20 protein-coding genes are annotated in these 21,497 nt (G+C 34.8%); 19 read left to right on the top strand and 1 reads right to left on the bottom strand.

Annotated elements, in window-relative coordinates; all coding sequences use genetic code 11:
* Nucleotides 1-123: 123 nt before the first annotated feature.
* From JRC48_RS05045 to JRC48_RS05015, 7 genes are all read left to right on the top strand, one after another.
* A complete protein-coding gene (locus JRC48_RS05045) occupies nt 124-1,329 on the top strand; it encodes an IS1380 family transposase (protein ID WP_235070769.1) in 1,206 nt (401 codons plus the stop codon).
* 406 nt (nt 1,330-1,735) lie between these two features.
* Nucleotides 1,736-2,242 (top strand): ribosome maturation factor RimM, encoded by a 507-nt coding sequence (gene rimM, locus JRC48_RS05040; RefSeq protein ID WP_235070768.1) that lies wholly within the window; start codon nt 1,736-1,738, stop codon nt 2,240-2,242.
* Nucleotides 2,242-2,973: a tRNA (guanosine(37)-N1)-methyltransferase TrmD gene (gene trmD / locus JRC48_RS05035; protein ID WP_235070767.1), complete on the top strand. Its 732-nt coding sequence runs from the start codon at nt 2,242-2,244 to the stop codon at nt 2,971-2,973. The genes rimM and trmD overlap by 1 nt, the downstream gene beginning before the upstream one ends.
* Before the next feature lie 249 nt (nt 2,974-3,222).
* Nucleotides 3,223-3,573, top strand: coding sequence for a 50S ribosomal protein L19 (gene rplS, locus JRC48_RS05030; protein WP_055241480.1), 351 nt, complete (start codon nt 3,223-3,225; stop codon nt 3,571-3,573).
* 205 nt (nt 3,574-3,778) lie between these two features.
* Entirely contained in the window at nt 3,779-4,333 is a 555-nt protein-coding gene (gene lepB / locus JRC48_RS05025) for a signal peptidase I (protein WP_235070766.1), read from the top strand.
* Nucleotides 4,334-4,403: 70 nt separating this feature from the next.
* Nucleotides 4,404-5,276: a ribosome biogenesis GTPase YlqF gene (gene ylqF, locus JRC48_RS05020; protein ID WP_235070765.1), complete on the top strand. Its 873-nt coding sequence runs from the start codon at nt 4,404-4,406 to the stop codon at nt 5,274-5,276.
* Nucleotides 5,277-5,596: 320 nt separating this feature from the next.
* Nucleotides 5,597-6,364 (top strand): ribonuclease HII, encoded by a 768-nt coding sequence (locus tag JRC48_RS05015; RefSeq protein ID WP_235070764.1) that lies wholly within the window; start codon nt 5,597-5,599, stop codon nt 6,362-6,364.
* Nucleotides 6,365-6,496: 132 nt separating this feature from the next.
* Here JRC48_RS05015 and JRC48_RS05010 read toward each other — a convergent pair whose 3' ends face one another.
* Nucleotides 6,497-6,973, bottom strand: a complete 477-nt coding sequence (locus tag JRC48_RS05010; protein ID WP_235070763.1) for a DUF4825 domain-containing protein — start codon at nt 6,971-6,973, stop codon at nt 6,497-6,499.
* Between the two features lie 195 nt (nt 6,974-7,168).
* Here JRC48_RS05010 and JRC48_RS05005 point away from each other — a divergent pair, with 195 nt between their 5' ends.
* From JRC48_RS05005 to pyrH, 12 genes are all read left to right on the top strand, one after another.
* Nucleotides 7,169-7,960, top strand: coding sequence for a DNA-processing protein DprA (locus tag JRC48_RS05005; RefSeq protein WP_235070762.1), 792 nt, complete (start codon nt 7,169-7,171; stop codon nt 7,958-7,960).
* A gap of 437 nt (nt 7,961-8,397) precedes the next feature.
* A complete protein-coding gene (gene topA, locus JRC48_RS05000) occupies nt 8,398-10,461 on the top strand; it encodes a type I DNA topoisomerase (RefSeq protein ID WP_235070761.1) in 2,064 nt (687 codons plus the stop codon).
* A gap of 221 nt (nt 10,462-10,682) precedes the next feature.
* Nucleotides 10,683-11,981, top strand: a complete 1,299-nt coding sequence (trmFO, locus tag JRC48_RS04995) for an FADH(2)-oxidizing methylenetetrahydrofolate--tRNA-(uracil(54)-C(5))-methyltransferase TrmFO (RefSeq protein ID WP_235070760.1) — start codon at nt 10,683-10,685, stop codon at nt 11,979-11,981.
* 129 nt (nt 11,982-12,110) lie between these two features.
* Nucleotides 12,111-13,016 carry a tyrosine recombinase XerC gene (gene xerC, locus JRC48_RS04990; protein ID WP_235070759.1) on the top strand — a complete coding sequence of 302 codons (906 nt, stop codon included), beginning with the start codon at nt 12,111-12,113 and terminating at the stop codon, nt 13,014-13,016.
* 81 nt (nt 13,017-13,097) lie between these two features.
* On the top strand, nt 13,098-13,547 hold the full coding sequence (locus JRC48_RS04985) for an NfeD family protein (protein WP_235070758.1): 450 nt from the start codon (nt 13,098-13,100) through the stop codon (nt 13,545-13,547).
* A 14-nt stretch (nt 13,548-13,561) separates the two neighbouring features.
* Nucleotides 13,562-14,491: an SPFH domain-containing protein gene (locus tag JRC48_RS04980; RefSeq protein ID WP_235070757.1), complete on the top strand. Its 930-nt coding sequence runs from the start codon at nt 13,562-13,564 to the stop codon at nt 14,489-14,491.
* A gap of 350 nt (nt 14,492-14,841) precedes the next feature.
* Complete coding sequence (gene nrdE / locus JRC48_RS04975; protein ID WP_235070756.1) at nt 14,842-16,926, top strand: class 1b ribonucleoside-diphosphate reductase subunit alpha; 2,085 nt, start codon at nt 14,842-14,844, stop codon at nt 16,924-16,926.
* A 19-nt stretch (nt 16,927-16,945) separates the two neighbouring features.
* Nucleotides 16,946-17,911, top strand: coding sequence for a class 1b ribonucleoside-diphosphate reductase subunit beta (gene nrdF, locus JRC48_RS04970; protein ID WP_235070755.1), 966 nt, complete (start codon nt 16,946-16,948; stop codon nt 17,909-17,911).
* Between the two features lie 280 nt (nt 17,912-18,191).
* Nucleotides 18,192-18,581: a hypothetical protein gene (locus JRC48_RS04965; RefSeq protein WP_235070754.1), complete on the top strand. Its 390-nt coding sequence runs from the start codon at nt 18,192-18,194 to the stop codon at nt 18,579-18,581.
* Between the two features lie 231 nt (nt 18,582-18,812).
* Nucleotides 18,813-19,556, top strand: coding sequence for a 30S ribosomal protein S2 (rpsB, locus tag JRC48_RS04960; RefSeq protein ID WP_235070753.1), 744 nt, complete (start codon nt 18,813-18,815; stop codon nt 19,554-19,556).
* Nucleotides 19,557-19,831: 275 nt separating this feature from the next.
* A complete protein-coding gene (gene tsf, locus JRC48_RS04955) occupies nt 19,832-20,704 on the top strand; it encodes a translation elongation factor Ts (protein ID WP_235070752.1) in 873 nt (290 codons plus the stop codon).
* A gap of 76 nt (nt 20,705-20,780) precedes the next feature.
* A complete protein-coding gene (gene pyrH / locus JRC48_RS04950) occupies nt 20,781-21,497 on the top strand; it encodes a UMP kinase (protein WP_235070751.1) in 717 nt (238 codons plus the stop codon).

Raw genomic sequence — 21,497 nt, 5'->3', positions numbered from 1 at the left:
TTTCTTTTTGCATTGGTATTTTATAACTGGAAATTAATTGGAAGTAGTTTTGCACATTAATAGTTTAATTTTAAAGGTGGAGATTTAACGTCGGATGCAGGACTTTTATTAATCCAAGAATTTATGCATCACGTGAAGTTTCCAGAACTATTGAAACAACATTTTCATTTAGAAACTGATCAAGCGATTCGAACTCATACAAATCATGAGCTTTGTCTTCAACAAATCTTTCAAACGATTGCCGGTTACCACTGCGCTGATGATGCGGATGAATTACGAGTTGAACCTTTATTGACAACTTTGCTTGATAAGCCCTCGTTAGCTTCTCAACCAACTTTATCTCGTTTTACTCATCGATTGACGCAGGAAACAAGTAAGCAATTTGAACTCATCAATCAAAAACTCCTTTCGCAATTTTATCAAGTCGAAGCTCCTAATCATTTTATTTTTGATGTGGATTCCACTCATTTTCAGACCTATGGTCATCAATATGGGAATGCCTTTAATGCTCATTATCAAGCCCAAGGGTTTCATCCCCTCATGGTTTTTGATGGAATGACTGGAGACTGTTTAAAAGTTGAGCTTCGTGCGGGGAATGTCTATACTTCAAGGAATATCGTTTCTTTTATTGGTCCCTTATTATCACGCTATCAAAAGGAGTTTCCATCGAGCTATCGACTCGTTCGCGGAGATAGTGGATTTGCTCATAAAGAACTTTATAAGTTATGCGAAACGTTAAACACAAACTATGTGATCCGTTTAAAGGCAAATGCCACTCTCTATCGTTTAGCTAAAGAAGTAACGGATGTTTTTTTCGAAGAGTGTTCGCTTCAATATTCTCAACAATTCTATGGGGAGTTTGACTATCAGGCAAAGAGTTGGAATCACCCAAGACGTGTCATTGTTCAAGTGAGACGAAAAGCAGGTGAACTCATTCCCGATTATTTATTTTTAGTGACGAACATGGAAACAAGACCAGAGATGGTTGTTAGCCTATACGCTAAACGTGGGACGATGGAAAACTATATCAAAGAGTGTAAAAATGGATTTAGAATGGATAAAGTGAGTCATAAATACTGGATGACTAATGTCAACCGAATTCAACTCGTGGTGTTAGCCTACAATCTCATCAACGGATTCAGACGATTAACGTTACCTCATGAGTTTTCTAAGATGCAGATTGAAACCTTACGCACTAAACTTATTAAAATCGCTGCAAAACGAGTGAAACAATCACGAAGAATCGTGTTCAAACTCTGTAGTCATTATCCCTACAAAGAAATTTTTCATCACTGTTTAAAAACGATCCAGTTGATTCAGTTAGAGTAAATGAGTGGATTCGTTCTTTGAAAACGAAATATTTTTTAGAGAAACACATCACCAAGGGGGGAGTCTACCCTTTTTTAGGGAGTTGGAGTATTAATTTACCCAAATTTAAGATCAAAACGATAAAAAGCTGTGGTTTAGGCTAAAATTTAGTCTATCCACAGCTTTGTTTGAATGATCATGAATAATTCAGGTCTATTGTATAAAAAAAGACATTTAAGTATAATAAAAAACTGATAGGATACGAAGTAAATCGTTCATGAGAGCGTCATGGCGATAGGTGTAGATATTTGTATTATAGTATGGTGGTAATGTGTTATAATATTACCATAATAAAGAGAGTACTTGAGTTGCCACTGCATCTTTCCTATAAAGAGAAGTGCCACTCGAAAATAGGAGGTTCAAACTTATGGATTTTTTACAAGTTGGAAAAATCGTCAACACTCATGCCTTACAAGGTGAAGTGAAAGTCGTTTCAAATAGTGATTTTAAAGAAGATCGTTTTAAAAAGGGAAGTCAATTAGTCATCGATTTTAATGGTGAGCATATTGAGGTTGTTGTAGCGACTCATCGCGTTCACAAAGGAGCCGATTTATTAAAATTCAAACATTTAAACTCAATCAATGATGTTGAAAAATATAAAGGATGCGCGTTATTAGTTTCGGCTGATGAATTAGATGAATTAGATGAAAATGAATTTTATTACTTTGAGATCATCGGATGTAAAGTTGTGACAACAGATGGTGAAGAAATCGGAGAAATCACGGAAATTTTAGAAACAGGAGCGAATGACGTTTGGGTCGTTAAACGTCCTGGACAAAAAGATGCACTCATTCCTTACATTGAAGACGTGGTAAAAGCTGTTGATATTGAAGCAAAACAAGTAACAATTCAAGTGTTAGAAGGGTTATTATAATGAAAATAGATGTGTTAACATTATTTCCAGAAATGTTCTCTGGTGTTTTTAATGATTCGATCTTAAAACGCGCTCAAGAACGAGGAGCGGTGCAGTTAAATACGGTTAACTTCCGTGATTTTTCAACGAACAAACATAAAAAAGTAGACGATTATCCTTATGGTGGTGGAGCGGGAATGCTACTTGCCCCACAACCTATTTTTGATGCGGTAGAGTCAGTTTGTCAAAATACGATGTCAAAGCCACGTATTATTTTAATGTGCCCACAAGGAGAAAGATTCACACAAGCTAAAGCGGAAGAACTAGCTAAAGAGGAACACTTAATTTTTATTTGCGGTCACTACGAAGGATTTGATGAACGAATTCGTGAGCATTTAGTGACCGATGAATTGTCATTAGGTGATTACGTCCTTACAGGAGGCGAATTGGCAGCAATGGTCATGACAGATGCGGTTGTTCGTTTACTACCTGATGTGTTAGGGAAGCAAGAATCGCATGAAAATGACTCGTTTTCAACTGGATTATTAGAGTTTCCACAATATACAAGGCCAGTTGATTTTAGAGGCATGACGGTTCCTTCAGTTTTAACATCAGGAAATCATAAAGAAATTGAAAAATGGCGTCATGAACAGTCACTTTATCGTACGTATACACGTCGCCCTGATTTATTAGAAAATCGCGAACTAACAGAGGCGGAAAAGACAATCATTGAGACATTCAAAAAAGAATAATAAGGAAAGAGGCTAATGGTAAAAAATAGCCTCTTTTTTAAACAAAGTTATACAAGTAAGGAAAAAATTAAATAGTATTATAAAAAAAGTCAATCTAAAATACAAAAAAATATGAATAATTATAAAAAATGATTGAATTAACGATCTGATTATGATATGATTTCAAACGTGCCAAAGAGCACTACCCCAAGTTCCGCTGAATTAGTTCACTAATTTAATGAACTTGCGTAATGAAGGAGCGTGAGATTAATGAGTCAACAATTAATCAATGAATTAACACAATCATACTTAAAAACTGATTTACCAGAATTCCGTGCTGGAGATAACGTACGTGTACACGTTCGTATCAAAGAGGGTAACCGTGAGCGCGTTCAGGTATTCGAAGGTTTAGTATTAAAACGTCAAAATGGTAACGGAATTAGCGGAACTTTCACAGTTCGTAAGATTTCTTTCGGATGTGGAGTTGAACGTACATTCCCATTACACACACCAATCATCGAAAAAATCGAAGTTACTCGTCGTGGTAAAGTTCGCCGTGCGAAACTTAACTACATCCGTAGCTTATCAGCTAAAGCTGCTCGTATCAAAGAGCGTCGATAATTTTAATTTTTTAAAACAATTACCTCAATTGCAACCAAGATGCCCTAAAAACTTAGTTTTAGGGCATCTTTTTTTATGAAATACTTCAACTTTATGGTAAAATTAACAGTAAACTGTATGTTTGCACTTGCTTTCGCAAATAATAAAGGGTAATTTTTATTTGAGAAAAGTGCTTAACTGAAAAAATAATGGTGGAGTGAAGGGAATGAAAAAAGTATTTAGTGAAATTTTTGACTGGGTGAAAACATTTGTTGTTATTTTCATCATTGTTACGCTGATTCATAAGTATGTGTTCACGCCAGTAAAAGTTGATGGACCATCGATGTATCCGACGTTACATGATGGAGATTCAGTTATTTTATGGGAATTAGGGTACGAACCTCAGCCGTTTGATGTGATTGTTTTTGAATATTCACCAGACGTTTACTATGTAAAACGTGTCATTGGTGTACCAGGACAAACGATTTCTTATGAGCAAGATCAACTTTATATTGATGGGGTAGCGGTAGAAGAACCGTATCTGGATGAAGGGAAACAATTAGTTTCATATAGTGGTGAATTTACTTGGGATTTTACTTTGCAAGAAATTTGTCAGTTTGATCCATGTAATACGATTCCAGAGGGATATTATCTTGTGCTTGGAGACAATCGTCCCCGCAGTAAGGATAGCCGTCATATTGGGTTGATTAGTAAAGATCAAATTTTAGGAAAAGCGACATGGATTCAATGGCCTTTATCAAGTTTTGGCCGTATTAACTAAAACAGTCGTATGAAAGTTTTAAAAATGTAGGAACCTAATGATAGGTGAACATACAGCTAGGAGTGACAAGATGACAGTACAATGGTTTCCAGGGCATATGGCAAAAGCCCGTCGTCAAATTCAAGAAAAATTACAATTAGTCGATATTGTTTATGAATTATTAGATGCACGTATTCCATACTCATCAAGTAATCCAATGATGAATGAAATCATTAAGCATAAGCCCAAATTAATTATTTTAAATAAAGCGGATATTGCAGATCCTAATGTAACCCAACAGTGGTTAAATTATTTTAAACAAAAAGGGCAGCCAGTTATTACGATTGATGCTTTACATCAGAATGCGATTAAGCAAATTACAGAAGCCTCAAAAGAAATTTTAAAAGCTAAATTTGAAAAAGAAAAAGCTAAGGGATTACGTCCACGTCCAATTCGTGCCATGATTTTAGGTATTCCTAATGTTGGGAAATCAACGTTAACTAATAATTTAGCTAAACGTAAGGCAGCTCAAACCGGAGATCGCCCAGGTGTAACAAAAGCACAACAGTGGATTAAAGTTGAAAAAGAGCTAGAACTATTAGATACACCGGGTGTTTTATGGCCGAAGTTTGAAGAAAAACGTGTCGGTTATAATCTTGCAGTCACAGGTGCGATTAAAGATACGATCTTGCACTTAGATGATATCATTTTATATGCTTTAGATTATTTAATTAAGCATTATCCTGATCGCTTAATTGAACGTTATCATTTAAGTGGTCAATTTGAAGATAAAGTGGCTGTTCTTGATGAGATTGGGCAAAAGCGAGGATTTTTACAATCAGGTGGCTATGTAGATTATGATAAAGTGTACGAAATTTTACTTCGTGAAATACGCAGTGTTAAATTAGGTCGTTTATCATTTGAAACACCGAGTGATCTTTTGCCACCAGTAGAAGAAAACTAACCTAATAAAAAAGGAATCAGTGAAACTACTCATTGATTCCTTTTTTATTAGCCGTTTTTTGTTAAAAGTTTAAGAAGAAATGATTAATCACTTCAAAATCTGTTCATAATGTGAAAGTTAACCTTATTTTCTGAAAAAAATAGTAAAATTTAACTAGAATCCCTTATAGAATGATGTTAAAATAAACAAGTGCAAATTTGCAAGAAACTCGTTTTCTCAACAAAATAAGACATAACTTACATGAAGTTGACGAATAGAAAAAACATTGATAGAATAAATAAGTTATCGCTTTTTATCTTAGAAAGGTGAGCTGCTCAATAATGGAAAAATATACAGTAGATCAAATAAAAAAAATACTACAGCAAGACGTTGTTGATGAATCATTTGTTGAACAACTCAAACAGGACGAACGTTCAAGTGTTCAAAAACTAGTCAAGCAGTATGAAAATAAAATTCAAAAAGAATATGATGAATTTCAAAAGTTTATCACTATGTCAATTTATGAAAATGAACTACGCTACAGTGGGGTTGAACTCATCGCTGGGATTGACGAAGTAGGACGTGGACCATTAGCCGGGCCTGTCATTGCAGCAGCGGTTATTTTACCTGCTGATTGTTGGCTATTTGGTATTGATGATTCTAAAAAGTTATCCGAAGCTAAACGTCTTTACTTTTATGAAGAAATTAAAAAACATGCCATCAGTATTGGAGTTGGCATTTGCACGAGTGAGGAAATTGATCGATTAAATATTTATGAGGCAACGAAAGTAGCAATGGAGCGTGCGGTGGCTCATTTAGATCCTAAACCTCAACATTTATTATTAGACGCTATGACCTTACCAAGTGTTGATATTCCTCAAACTCCAATTATTAAAGGTGATTCAAAAAGTGTATCTATTGCAGCAGCAAGTATTATCGCTAAAGTGACGCGTGACGCCTATATGAAACACTTAGGACAAAAATATCCAGCTTACGGATTTGAGCGTCATGTTGGGTATGGAACTAAGGAACATTTACAGGCGATTGAAACTCATGGAATTATTTCAGAACATCGTAAATCGTTTGAACCTATTCGTTCAAAGTTTTAAAAGAGATTACCTTTTTGTGATCTCTTTTTTTGTTGTTTAAAAATTAAATTTAAATGAGTCAATTCTATGTTTTAGATAAAGATTAATTAAAGCGATAAAAAAAGATGTTCAAGTGTGAACATCTTTTTAGCATTATTTATGAGCATAAGATTTTATAAAATTTTGCAAAGATGATAGATCTTCCGAGATACTATCTAACGTATTGCCATAGGTTTTCGATAATGTTGCTCGATCAAAAGTTATAGTTTCCTGATTTTCAATATTGAAACTTACAATTTCTGCATTTTTCACAAGCGATAAGATCATCATTGAGTTGCTTTGTAAGATCTCGTTTAAGGAAACTTTTGATGTTGAGCCATCTTCTAACTCAATCGTTGCTTCGTCGAAATTTTTATAATTGATTGTAATACCATACGGTTCTTGGCTCGTTTGTAATTCAAAACCATCTAAATACTCATGAGCTGGCAATCTTTCAATAATATGACCAACCGCAGCATTGTCACCAATGTAAGAGCCTTTGTAATTTAGTAGCTCAGTCATAGGATTAGATTGTTTACAACCGACAAGAGCTAATAAAGTTAACATCAAAACCATCATTAATCGCTTCATTTTTATCCCCCTTTATCTTCTATTACATATCTTAATCCATTTTTTACAATTTATTCAAGTCTTAATCCTTAGTTTATTAAATTAGTTTTTTTAAACAAAGTCTTAACGAAAAAGAAAAAAACTCTGAATCTAAGTTTTTTGAAATGACGAAAAGAAAATGAATAAAACATTCGTATAGTAAGTTAGGTGATAAATATGGATTTAAGAGATCGACTCATTACACTCAGCGTCATGAAAAATGGAAACTGGTTCAAGATGTATGAGGTATTAACACAAGATATCCAGTTAAAACAAATAACTGATAGACAAGTCAAGGAGGCTTTGGAAAAGCTTAGAACAACTCAAACATTAACGATATTAGATGAAGATTATCCAAAGAGTTTAAAAGAGATGCAACAGCCACCGTTTGTGTTGTATTATCAAGGTGATTTAGCTCTTTTAAAGAAGAAAAAGATAGGAGTCATGGGAAATCGAAGACCCTCTGTGTATGGAATAAAATCGTGTCAGTCCATCATTGGTGAATTAGCTTCATCAGATGTTGTCGTCGTAGGAAATTTACAACTCGGAATTGATGCCATTGCACATCTGTTATCAGTCAGGCAAGGAAAAACAATCGCTATTTTATCCTCTGGTTTTTTACATATTTATCCGAGTGAAAACTTTGATTTATATAAACAAATTGCACAAAATCATTTGGTGTTGAGCGAATATCCACCTTTTGTTTATCCAAGTGCTCCCCAGTTTTATCGTGCTCATCAACTGATGCAAGAACTGAGTGAGGTAATGGTCGTTATAGAGTCGGTAAAAGATGATAAGCGCTTAAAGTTAGTTGAACAATTAGTAGAGGAGGGAAAAGTCATTTATACGCTACCTGCCGAGTATAACTCGATTCATTCAGCAGGTAGTTTAGCATTAATTAAAAAGGGGGCTTACTGTTTAACACATCATGAAGAAGTACTAGATGCCTTAGAGTGGGTACATGATTAAAAATATTAAAGATTAGTCTATTTTAACGTTCGCTTAAAATAGACTTTTTTATTTGAGGATCTTAAATAAAGGAGGACAATATATCATTGAACTTCAGTTACTTTTATGATACCGATGTCAGTCACTTCAAATTTATTCTTAAAAGAAATGGATAAATCGATAAAAACAGTTCAGACTAAAAAATTAGAAGTGAAAATAAGAAAAATAAGTTTAATCATAAAAGTTCAAAAAATGTAGAAATAGTTCATGGTTTAATGGGAATTTATAACGAAATTGTTGACAAGTAGCAAAGAAACAAGTAATATTTTTTGTGTTTTATTTGGATTGGTTGTAAAAAAATTTCAATTAAATCATTTAAGAATAACGAGTTAAAGAATAATCAAACGTTTGGTGAGATTGGTTATTCATTAATTATTGAGATAGAAAAGGTGGTAGACATGGGGAAAAATTTAGTAATTGTAGAGTCGCCTGCCAAAGCTAAAACCATTGAAAATTACTTAGGATCTGACTACACGGTTCTTTCAAGTGTCGGTCATATTCGTGATTTAGCAACAACGGGTCCAGGTGGATTAGGAGTGGACGTTGAAGACCATTTCAAACCGAATTATAAAAATGTGACTGGAAAGTCAAAGGTCATTAAAGAGTTAAAGCAAGCATCTAAAAATGCAGAAGCTGTTTATCTGGCAACCGACCCCGATCGTGAAGGAGAAGCAATTAGTTGGCATTTAGCTGATGTGTTAGGTTTAGATGTTAATTTAAATCGTCGTGTGGTTTTTAATGAGATTACAAAAGATGCGATTCTTGAAGCGTTTAAGCATCCACGTGCCATTGATATGGACTTAGTTCGTTCTCAAGAAAGTCGTCGTATTTTAGATCGTATTATTGGATTTAAACTAAGTAAATTATTACAAAGTAAAATAAAAAGTAAAAGTGCAGGACGTGTTCAATCTGTTGCTTTAAAATTAATTGTTGAACGAGAAAAAGAAATTCAAAAATTTGAAAGCAAAGAATATTGGTCAATTCATGCGATGTTTGAGCGTGAAAGTGCCAAAATTGAAGCAGAGCTTGTCAAAAAGGCAAACAAAAAGATTGCTATTGCTAATGAAGAAGAAGTTAAGGCCATTTTATCTGAGTTAAGCGATCCGTATGTTGTTGAAAAAGTTGAGAAAAAGAATAAATCAAAGCAACCGAAGTTACCATTTATTACGTCAACTCTTCAACAAGAAGCTGCGAGTAAGTTAGGATATAATGCGAAAAAGACGATGACGATTGCTCAAAAACTGTATGAAGGAATTAATATAGGATCGGAGACGGTCGGATTAATTACTTATATGCGTACCGATTCAACGCGTTTAGCAGATAACTTTGTTGATGCGACAAAATCGTTCATTAAGCAAACATACGGTGCAAATTATGTAAAAACAGGTGCAACGAATACGAAAAAAGTTAAGAATGCTCAAGAGGCTCACGAAGCGATTCGTCCATCATCTGTCACACGAACACCAGAAGATATGAAACCTTATTTAAAACGAGACGAACTTCGTCTATATAAATTAATTTGGGAGCGTGCCGTGGCAAGTCTTATGAAGAGTGCGACGGTTGAAGCGACGACGATTGAAGTTCGTTCAAATGATTATTTATTCCGTGTGAATGGACAAATTTTAGTCTTTGATGGTTACTTGCGTGTCTATAGTTATGAAGAAACTAAAAATGCGGCACTTCCTCGATTAACAGAAGGGGATACGTTAGCTTTAGTTGATGTCGATCCTCAACAACACTTTACTCAACCACCCGCACGTTATAGTGAAGCGAAGTTGATTAAAGAAATGGAAGAGTTAGGGATTGGTCGTCCTTCAACATATGCTCAAACGATGGAAACTTTAAAAAATCGTGGGTACGTGACGTTAGAAGATAAAAAATTTAAGCCAACTGATCAAGGAATTTTGACGAGTGACAAATTAGCCGAATTTTTCTCAGAGTTTATTAACGTCGAGTACACGGCTGAAATGGAAAATAATTTAGATGAAATTTCTAAAGGTCAAAAAGTTTGGTATGATGAATTAAAAGGGTTTTATGATCACTTCATGCCAATGCTTGAGAACGCACAAAAGAACATGGAAAAGATTGCTCCAGTCGAAATTGGAGAGGAATGTCCAGAGTGTGGAAGCCCGCTGGTTGTTCGACGTGGCCGTTATGGTGAGTTTATCGCTTGTAGTGGATATCCAACGTGTAAATATATTAAAAAAGAGGCAAAAGAAGAGGCCGCTCCTATTTCAACGGGTGTTAAATGTCCAAAGTGTGAATCCGGTGAAATTGTTGAGAAAAAAACAAGACGTGGAAAAGTCTTTTATGGATGTAATCAGTATCCAGGTTGTGACTATGCACTTTGGCATAAACCAATTGATAAAAAATGTCCAAAATGTGATAGTTTATTAGTTGTTAAAGGAAAGAAAAACGAAGTTCAATGTCCGAATAAAGAGTGCGACTATAAAGAAGAATAGTAAAAACCACCTATTAGAGGTGGTTTTTACTATATGTGTTTGAAACTGAGAAATCCACTGATAGAAAAATCTTTTAAGAAATGATAAAATTTTTCAGATTACGATTTAATTTTTGTTGATGATAGAGGAGTTATGATAATTTTTTTTAGCACAAGTGAGATTTTATGATATAATTCTCAGTTGTAATGAGGTGTTAATTCACAACTTAGGAGGCAAGTAAAATGAAATTTGTAAATGTTATTGGAGCAGGTTTAGCTGGTTCAGAAGCAGCCTATCAATTAGCTAAACGTGGCATTCAAGTTAAGTTATATGAAATGAGACCCGTAAAAAATACACCAGCCCATCACACACAAAACTTTGCAGAACTTGTTTGTTCAAATTCACTTCGTGCAGATGGATTGGCAAATGCTGTTGGGGTTTTAAAAGAAGAAATGCGTATTTTAGATTCTTTAATTATGAAGGCAGCTGATGAAAATGCTGTTCCTGCAGGTGGAGCGTTAGCAGTCGATCGTGAAGGCTTCTCAGGACAAATTACAGAGTATTTATCAAATCATCCAAATATTGAAGTCATTCGTGAGGAATTAACTGAAATTCCTGAAGGACCAACTATTGTTGCGACAGGACCGTTAACGAGTGATGCGTTAAGTGCATATATTCGTGAAATGACAGGACATCATTCATTTTATTTCTATGATGCAGCTGCTCCAATTATTGAAAAAGATTCAATTAATTTTGATAAAGTTTATTTAAAATCTCGCTATGACAAAGGAGAAGCAGCTTATTTAAACTGTCCAATGTCAGAGGAAGAATTTAATGCATGGCATGAGGCTTTAATTAATGCAGAAGTTGTTCCGGTTAAAGAGTTTGAAAAAGAAGTATTCTTTGAAGGATGTATGCCAATTGAAGTCATGGCCAAACGTGGACGTCAAACCGTTTTATTTGGACCAATGAAACCAGTTGGGCTTGAAGATCCGAAAACTGGGGAAACGCCTTATGCTGTTGTTCAGTTACGTCAGGATAATGCAGCGGGAACTTTATATAACCTAGTTGGATTCCAAACGCATTTAAAATGGGGAGAACAAAAACGTATCGTGCAAATGATTCCTGGATTAGAAAATGCAGAGATTGTTCGTTATGGTGTAATGCATCGAAACTCATTTATTAATTCACCTGTCTTACTTCGTCCAACTTATCAATTTAAAACACGCGATGACTTATTCTTTGCAGGTCAGTTAACAGGTGTTGAAGGATATGTAGAGTCAGCTGCATCTGGAATGGTAGCGGGAATTAATATGGCAAAATATATTTTAGGTGAAGAATTAATTGAATTCCCACGTGAAACAGCTATGGGATCAATGGCTTATTATATTACACATACATCACAAGATGGTTTCCAACCGATGAATGCTAACTTCGGATTATTCTTAGATTTACCTGGACGTGTTAAGAAAAAAGAGAAAAAAGCCTTATATGCAGCTCGTGCGATTGAAAAAATTAATGAATGTAAAGCATTAATTTAATCATCATCAGGTGATAAAGTCGAATGAACGAGGGGATTTAAGTGAACCTCATTTAAATAATAACTGATAGATAAAGAAAACAGTACATCGTGTACTGTTTTCTTTGTAAATGAAAGGGAGTGATGAGAGTTGAAGTGTTATTTTGATGACTATTTTGAATATTTAACCTATGAAAAGCGTTATTCTTCGCATACCATTTTAAGCTATCAATTAGATTTAGAAGAGTGGCAATCGTTTTGTGAAAAAGAATTGATTCAACCACTAGAAGTAGAATATGGTGAAGTGAGAGCTTATTTGAATGAGTGTTATTTACAAAAATTAAGTCGAAGTACAGTGAGTCGTAAATTATCTTCTTTACGTTCATTTTATCAATTTTTATTAAAAGAGGGTGTAGTCTCTAACAATCCGTTTTCTATGATTAAAGCTCCAAAAGGAGGGCAAGTCTTACCTAAGTTTTTATATGAAGAAGAGATAGAAGCTTTATTTAACAGCATTGATCAAACAACCGTTTTAGGTTGTCGTAATTACGCATTGTTAGAAATTTTATATGCAACAGGAATTCGCGTATCAGAATGTTGTGGGCTGACACTTAAGCAATTAGATCTTGATGCTGGGATGCTTCTTGTGCATGGTAAAGGCGGGAAAGATCGTTACATTCCATTAGGTGCATTTGCTTTAGAATCCATTGAAGCTTATTTAAAAAAGAGTCGTCCCGCTTTATTAAATAAATCTAAAGTTGAAACGGATCGATTGTTTTTGAATCACTACGGGCTTCCTTTGACAGAACGCGGCGTGCGAGATATTTTAAATCGTTTAACGAAGCAAACAGCCCAACATATTAAGTTAGCTCCACACATGATTCGACATACTTTTGCCACCCATTTACTCAATCATGGGGCCGATTTACGATCAGTTCAAGAACTTTTAGGGCACGAGCATTTATCAAGTACCCAAATTTACACCCATGTTTCAAAGGATCATTTGCAGCAAGCTTACGTCATGGCTCATCCTAGAGCTAGAAAAATGGAAAAATAATAAAATTTATATAAGGTGAATATACTAAATAGAAGCTGAATCTGTTATAATCAATAAGTAGTGAGAATGGAGTGGGAGAAAATGGTCAGTTTAACGAGTCTGGTTTCAGGAATTCCTTCGATATGGATCTGGTTAGGGGTTGCTATTGCGTTTGCACTAGTTGAGGCACTTACTTTAGGAATTATTTCAATATGGTTTGCCATGGGGGCCTTAGTGGCGATGTTAGTTGCTTTTGTGATTGATTCGTTTTTAGTTCAACTTCTTGTCTTTTTGGTTGTTTCTTTAATCTTAGTGGCAACGACCCGAAAAATAGCCGTTGAAAAACTAAAAGTTGGACAAATTAAAACAAATATTGATGATTTAATCGGGAAAGAAGCGATTGTTGTTAAAGCCATTGAGCCTCATGTAGCAGGTGAGGTCAAAATAAATGGTCAATTTTGGCGAGCCATATCTGAAAGTCAACAATCATATAAGGTTAACGATATTGTGACGATTCTACGCATTGAAGGTGTCACAATCTTTACGAAATAAAAGGAGATGAGAGCATGATTTTTGTACTTGCTGTTGTTATTATCATTATTTTGTTAGTATCAGCTAACATTAAAGTTGTTCCACAAGCAAATGCTTATGTTATTGAGCGATTTGGTGCTTATGCGACGACTTGGAACGTTGGATTACATGTGAAAATTCCAATTATGGATCGCGTGGCGAACAAAGTCTTATTAAAAGAGCAAGTGATTGATTTTAGACCACAACCTGTCATTACAAAAGATAATGTCACGATGCAAATTGATACGGTTGTCTTTTTCCAAATTACAGATCCTAAATTGTTTACTTATGGCGTAAGTAATCCGTTTGCTGCCATTGAAAATTTAACAGCCACGACATTACGTAATATCATTGGTGAGCTTGAGTTAGATGAAACATTAACGTCACGTGATATTATTAATACACGTATGCGTGCTGTACTAGATGAGGCAACAGATCCTTGGGGAATTAAAATTAATCGTGTAGAAGTTAAAAACATTGTGCCACCACAAGATATTCAAGCGGCAATGGAAAAACAAATGCGTGCTGAACGTGAGCGTCGTGAGAAAATTTTACAAGCTGAAGGAGAAAAAACATCGGCGATTTTAAAAGCAGAGGGATTAAAAGAATCTCAAATTCTTGAAGCCGAAGCCCATAAACAAGCGATGATCTTATCAGCTGAGGCGGATAAAGAAGCCGCGATTCGTCGTGCTGAAGGTGAGGCAGAAGCTATTTTAAAAGTTCAAGAAGCTACAGCAAAAGGACTTCAAATGTTAAATGAGTCTTGTCCGACAAAAGAAGTTATCACGTTAAAATCATTTGATGCTTTAACGAAAGTCGCTGATGGTCAAGCAACTAAATTAATTATTCCATCTGAAATTCAAAACATTAGTGCATTAATTGCTTCATTAACTGAAACATCAAAAATGGTTAAGGAAGATGAATAACGAAAATGGCCTTCAATGAAGGTCATTTTTATTTATCCAAAAATCAATCCATTTGATTAAATGAGAAACGTTAGATGAGGTATGAGAATGATGAAAGTGTAAAAAATAAAAAGGTTAGTCGTAAAAAATATCTTTTCTTGTTGATTAAGGAGTGTAGTCTTATAACTGCTTACTACAACGGGACATACGAGTTTACAGAGTTAAAAAACATAATATTTTAAAAGGTTTTTGAATAAAAAATAGGTAGCCATGTTGTTAAAAACATGCAAGTCGTTTTAGTAGAAAAAGACGAAAAAGGTATGATATCATAAGGTACCTAATTCAAAGGGTATTCTTAAAGGGGTGGACATATGAAACAAAACTATATTCAGCTAAATAATGAATTAATGCAAAAAAAAGATGGTTTTTACCAGTTAGCTAAAGATCGAGAAGCTGTGCAAGTATTCATTGAAGAAGTTGAAGCAAAGATGAAGCGATTTGAAAGTGAAGAAGAACGTTTAAAATGGTTAATTCGAGAAAACTATTATGAAGATTTTTTAAAGATGTATCAACTAGAAGAGATTTTAAAAATTAGTGAAGTGGTTTATTCTTATCAATTTAAATTCCAATCGTTTATGGCGGTTTCTAAGTTTTATAAGGATTATGCGTTAAAAACAAATGATCATGAGCAATATCTTGAATATTATGAAGATCGAATTGTCGCTGTGGCTTTGTATTTAGCTCAAGGCGATGCGAAGAAAGCCATGCAATATGCTAAGGCGATGATTGAACAACGCTATCAGCCGGCAACACCAACGTTTTTAAATGCAGGGAAAGCACGTCGTGGAGAAATGGTTTCTTGTTTTTTACTTGAAATGGACGATTCCTTAAACTCAATTACTTATAACCTTAATACTTCCATGCAGTTGTCTAAAATTGGAGGAGGCGTGGCGTTGAATTTATCAAAGCTTCGTGGACGAAATGAAGCCATTAAAGGGATTGAAAATGCGGCCAGTGGTGTGTTACCTGTCATGAAGCTATTAGAAGATTCATTTAGCTACGTTAATCAACTAGGGCAACGCCCAGGTGCAGGAGCGGCCTATTTAAACATTTTTCACTGGGATATCGAGGAGTTTTTAGATACTAAAAAAATTAATGCCGATGAAAAAAGTCGAATTCAAACCTTATCGATTGGATTAGTCGTTCCAAGTAAATTCTTTGAACTAGCAAAAGCAAACGAACCGATGTATGTATTTGCACCTCATACGGTTTATCAAGCTATCGGTCAACATTTAGATGATTTAGATCTTGATGAGAAGTATGATGAGCTAGTCAAAAATGAAGCGATTAAAAAACGTACAATTGATGCAAGAAGATTATTAACACATATTGCTAAAATGCAATTTGAATCAGGCTATCCATACATGGTGTTTAAGTCAAATGCTAATCGGGCTCATGCCTTAAAAGAGATGGGTCAAATTAAGATGTCTAATCTTTGTACAGAAATCTTTCAATTACAAGAAACTTCAACGATTACAGATTATGGTGAAGAAGACATCATTGCCCGAGATATTAGTTGTAATTTAGGCTCACTTAATATCGTAAATGTCATGGAGCGGCAGTCCATTCGTGAAAGTGTTCATATTGGAATGGATGCTTTAACGAGTGTTAGTCAATTGTCTTATATTCATAATGCGCCTGGTATTAATAAAGCAAATGACGAGTTACATGCGGTTGGATTAGGATGCATGAACTTACATGGTTTTTTAACAAAAAATAAAATTGCTTATGAGAGTGATCTAGCTAAAGAGTTTGTGCGCACCTTTTTCATGATGATTAATTATTACTCGATTGAACGTAGTATGCAGATTGCAAAGGAAAAAGGGCAAACATTTGTTGGATTTGAAGAATCTGAATATGCAAATGGAAATTACTTCAAACGATATCTAGAAACAGATTACACGCCAACTAGTGATCGAATTAAAGAACTTTTTAAAGGAATGGAAATTCCAACAACGAAAGACTGGGAAGCTTTAGCAAAAGCTGTTAAACAAAATGGAATGTTTCATGCTTATCGCTTAGCGATTGCTCCAACACAAAGCATCGGTTACGTTCAAAATGCAACCGCTAGTATTTTGCCGATTGTTGACTTAGTTGAGCGTCGAACGTATGGAAATGCAACAACTTATTATCCGATGCCATACTTAGCGGAAGATAATCTGTTCTTTTATAAGTCAGCATATCACATGAATATGATGAAGGTACTCGAGTTAGTGGCGGAAATTCAACCTCATATTGATCAAGGAATTAGTACCACACTTTACGTCGATAGTAATACAAGTACTCGTGAGTTAGTTCGCTATTACTTATATGCCCATCATTTAGGGCTAAAGAGTTTATATTATACACGAACAAAAAACTTAGCATTTGAAGAATGTTTAACATGTTCAGTTTAAAAGGTAAGGGTGAAGAGTCATGAAAAAGCAATATCAAGCGGTGAATTGGAACGCACCAGATCATCAGTTTTATGATGAGTTATATTTAAAGCAAACAGAACAATTTTGGTTACCAGAAGAAATTCCCGTCTCAGAAGATAAATCGACATGGGAGACACTAGACCCTAAAGTCAAACAAGCTTATGAACGCATTTTAGCTGGATTAACATTACTCGATACCGAGCAGTCAACGGGCATACAAAAAATTGCTGAAAAGTCTTCAAATCTTTTTGTAAAAAGTATTTTAGCGCTGTTTGCTGGGTTTGAAAGTATTCATGCGCGCTCGTACTCGACTATTTTTCAAACCTTATGTACAACAGAGCGCATTGACGAACTGTTTTTATGGGTTGAAGAAACAAAATTACTGCAACAAAAAGTGGATCACATTATGAAAACCTACTATACAATTGAAAATGATGAATCGTTATTTATGTCTATGGTTGGTTGCCTTTGTTTAGAGGGAATTTGTTTTTATAGTGGCTTTTTCTTACCGTTATGGTTAGCGGGTCAAGGTCAGATGGTTAATAGCGGTGAAATTATTAATTTGATTTTACGTGATGAAAAATTACATACGGTAGGGGTGGGCTTCTTCGCACAAGAGCTCTATCAAACTTTTGATCAGGTGAAGCAAGAGGAATTAAAAGCAAAAACTTATTCGATGATTCAAGAGATTTATGACATTGAATGTGAATATTCTAACTTATTGTATCAAGAGGTTGGGATGTTAGAAGAAGTCAAAGTTTATATCCAGTACAATGTCAACTATGCCTTACAGTGTTTAAACTTTGAACCATTATTTCAAACAACAGAACAAGACATTAATCCAATCGTGATGAATGGAATTTCAACTGAAACTAAAAATCACGATTTCTTCTCAACGAAAGGAAATGGATATATTAAAACGACAAAAGTTGAAGCTTTACAAGATTCAGACTTTGAGTTTTAGAATAGTTATTAAATCAGATACTCCAACACAATCATCCCTTTTTTCTACAAAATAAGCTATTTTCAAAAAAGATAGCTTATTTTTTTGTGAAATAATTATCTAAAAGAGCATAATTTGTCAAATTATCGGTAGAAAAATGTCGAAATAAATCGTGTTTTTGTGAAAGTGTAAAACAACGTCAAAATTAAGAAAAAAAACTCATAATATTGTTGATTTTGCCTTCTGAATTCGCTAAAATTCTTATATAAACGAATCCAAAAAAAGGTAACGAGGTGATATCGTGCAAACCGTAATGTTGTTTAGTATCATCATCATACTGGTTATTGGAGTAGGGCTTTTTATTTACTTTTTAATTTCCAGGCAAGATGAACAACAAGTCAAGGATGAAATTGAGGATCACTTCGTAACTAGTGATTATTATTCGAATGAGCGTGTGACAATTGTCGATGTACAATTTAAAGGATATAGTGGGAGATTTACATATGCGATTATGCAGCAAGATATTAAGAAAGGGCAGTATGTCTTAGTTTTGACGCAAGATGGAATTCGTTGTGCAAAAGTTGTGACTGATCCTAAATGTATTAAACAAAGTCAACTTTCATTTCCACCATTTTTGTTACAAAGTATTATTTGTGTAGCAGATGAGGCGGATTTAGAATACTATAATTAGGTAAATAGAAGATGATAACCTCAAAAACTTTCTCAAAGAGAAAGTTTTTTTAATTTAAAGACAAAAAAACTAAATAAGCGATTGAAAAAAAAGACGAAGTATGATAAATTAGTTCATGGCATAAAAATACACACACATATGGAGCAAATTGTCGAGTGCTATGACATCATAGTGGCAATAGGTGAAGAAGTATGTGGCGGCCGAACAAATTTTAATTTAGGAGGAACTACAATGGCTATTATTTCAATGAAGCAATTGTTAGAAGCAGGGGTACACTTCGGACACCAAACTCGTCGTTGGAACCCAAAAATGAAAAAATACATCTACACAGATCGTAACGGAATCTACATCATCGACTTACAAAAAACAGCTAAAAAATTAGATGAAGCATACTATGCTTTACAAGAAGTAGCTAAAGATGGTGGACGTGTTTTATTCGTAGGAACTAAAAAACAAGCTCAAGAAGCTGTTAAAGAAGAAGCTATCCGTGGTGGACAATTCTGGGTTAACCAACGTTGGTTAGGTGGAACTTTAACTAACTTCAAAACAATCCAAGCTCGTATCGCTCGTTTAGAAGAGTTAGAAACTATGGAGCAAGATGGTACTTTTGAAGTATTACCTAAAAAAGAAGTTATCACATTACGTAAAGAAATGGATCGTTTAAATAAATTCTTAGGCGGAATCCGCGATATGAAAGAATTACCAAGCGCAATCTTCGTAATCGATCCTCGTAAAGAGCGTATTGCAATCGCTGAAGCTCGTAAATTAAACATCCCAGTATTCGGTATCGTTGATACTAACTGTGATCCTGAAGATGTTGATTACGTAATCCCAGCTAACGATGACGCTATCCGTGCGGTACGTTTAATCGTTGGTAAAATGGTTGATGCAATCATCGAAGTTAACCAAGGTTCTACTGAAGAAGTAGCTGCTGAAGAAGTAGTTGCTGAAGAAGCAGTAGTAGCAGCTGAGTAATTTGATAATGAATACCTTTTTCTCACTATGAGTTAAAGGTATTTTTTTTGAAACTTACTTGCTCAGGATGAAGGTCAAACTGATAAATTTAAATTAAATGAATAAACCCTTTAGAAACCTGTTACAATAGATAGGGAGTATTTTAGATTGAATTCGTTTAAATAGGTCATTGAAACATGGAATGACTTGCAATATTTGTGTTTTTTTGTTATTATCAAGAAGATGCAACTACAAGCAAACTCTAAATCTTTAATAAAATTTTAGGAGGAATCATAATGGCAATTACAGCAGCTATGGTTAAAGAATTACGTGAAAAAACTAGTGCAGGTATGATGGACTGTAAAAAAGCATTAGTTGAAACAAATGGAGATATGTCTGCTGCGATCGATTGGTTACGTGAGCGCGGAATCGCTAAAGCAGCTAAAAAATCTGATCGTGTAGCAGCTGAAGGATTATGTTCAGTAGCAATCGAAGGAAACACAGCAGTTATCTTCGAATTAAACTCTGAAACTGACTTCGTAGCTAAAAACGAACAATTCTTAACTTTATTAGATAAATTAGGAAACATCTTAGTAGCTAACAAACCAGCTACAGTTGAAGAAGCATTAGCAATCAATGTTGATGGAACAACTGTAGATGCAATGTTAATTGAAGCAACTTCAACAATCGGAGAAAAAATCACTTTACGTCGTTTAACAGTTGTTGAAAAAGCAGATAACGAATTCTTCGGATCTTACTTACACATGGGTGGACGTATCGCTGCTTTAACAGTTGTTGAAGGTAAAGAAGAAGTAGCTAAAGATGCTGCTATGCATGCTGCTGCAATCAACCCTCAATACTTAACTGTAGAACAAGTTCCTGCAGAAGTTGTAGCTAAAGAACGTGAAATCTTAACTCAAGAAGCATTAAACGAAGGAAAACCAGCTAACATCGTTGAAAAAATGGTTGAAGGACGTATCCGTAAATTCTTAGCAGACGTATGTATGTTAGAACAACCATTCGTTAAAGATGGTGATGTAACTGTTGCAAAATATGCTGCAAACAACGGATCAACTATCAAATCATTCATCCGCTTAGAAGTTGGAGAAGGAATTGAGAAAGTTGTTTCAAACTTCGCTGAAGAAGTAATGAGCCAAGTTCGCGCATAATTACGATTTATATTTAAGGGACACATCACTGTGTCCCTTGCTTTGGATATAAAAGGATGAGAAAGTGGGTGCCGTAATGTCTGCATATAAACGTGTAGTTTTAAAGCTTAGTGGTGAAGCTTTAGCAGGAGGAAAAGGATTCGGAATTGACGCCGAAACAGTACAAGAAATTGCCTTACAAATTAAAAATGCCTACGAAACAGGTGTTGAAATTGCCATCATCGTTGGTGGAGGTAACATTTGGCGAGGTAAAACGGCAAGTGAAATGGGAATGGAGCGCTCAAGTGCTGATTACATGGGAATGTTAGCAACTGTCATGAATGCTTTAGCTTTACAAAATGCTTTAGAAGGATGTGGGATTCAAACACGTACCCAAACATCAATTCACATGAATCAAATTGCTGAACCATACATTCGTCGTCGTGCCATTCGTCATTTAGAAAAAGGTCGTATTGTTATTTTCGGTGGAGGAACAGGAAATCCTTATTTCTCAACAGATACAACGGCTGCACTTCGTGCGGCTGAAATTAATGCCGATGCTATTTTAATGGCTAAAAATGGTGTTGATGGAGTTTATAACGCGGATCCTCGTTATAATCCAGAAGCAACTAAATACGACGAATTATCATATTTAGAAGTATTAAATCAAGGATTACAAGTGATGGATTCAACAGCAGCTTCTTTATGTATGGATAATGATATTGAATTATTAGTGTTTAATATGAATGAATCTGGGAATATTAAGAAAGCTGTTGCTGGTGAAAAAATTGGAACAATTGTAAAGGGGAGATAA

Origin of the sequence: Turicibacter sp. TJ11, assembly GCF_021497505.1 — a bacterium.
In the GTDB taxonomy this organism is placed as follows: Bacteria; Bacillota_I; Bacilli_A; order MOL361; family Turicibacteraceae; genus Turicibacter.
Note: the sequence above shows the minus strand (reverse complement) of the source record. Positions and strands in the feature narration are given on the sequence as shown.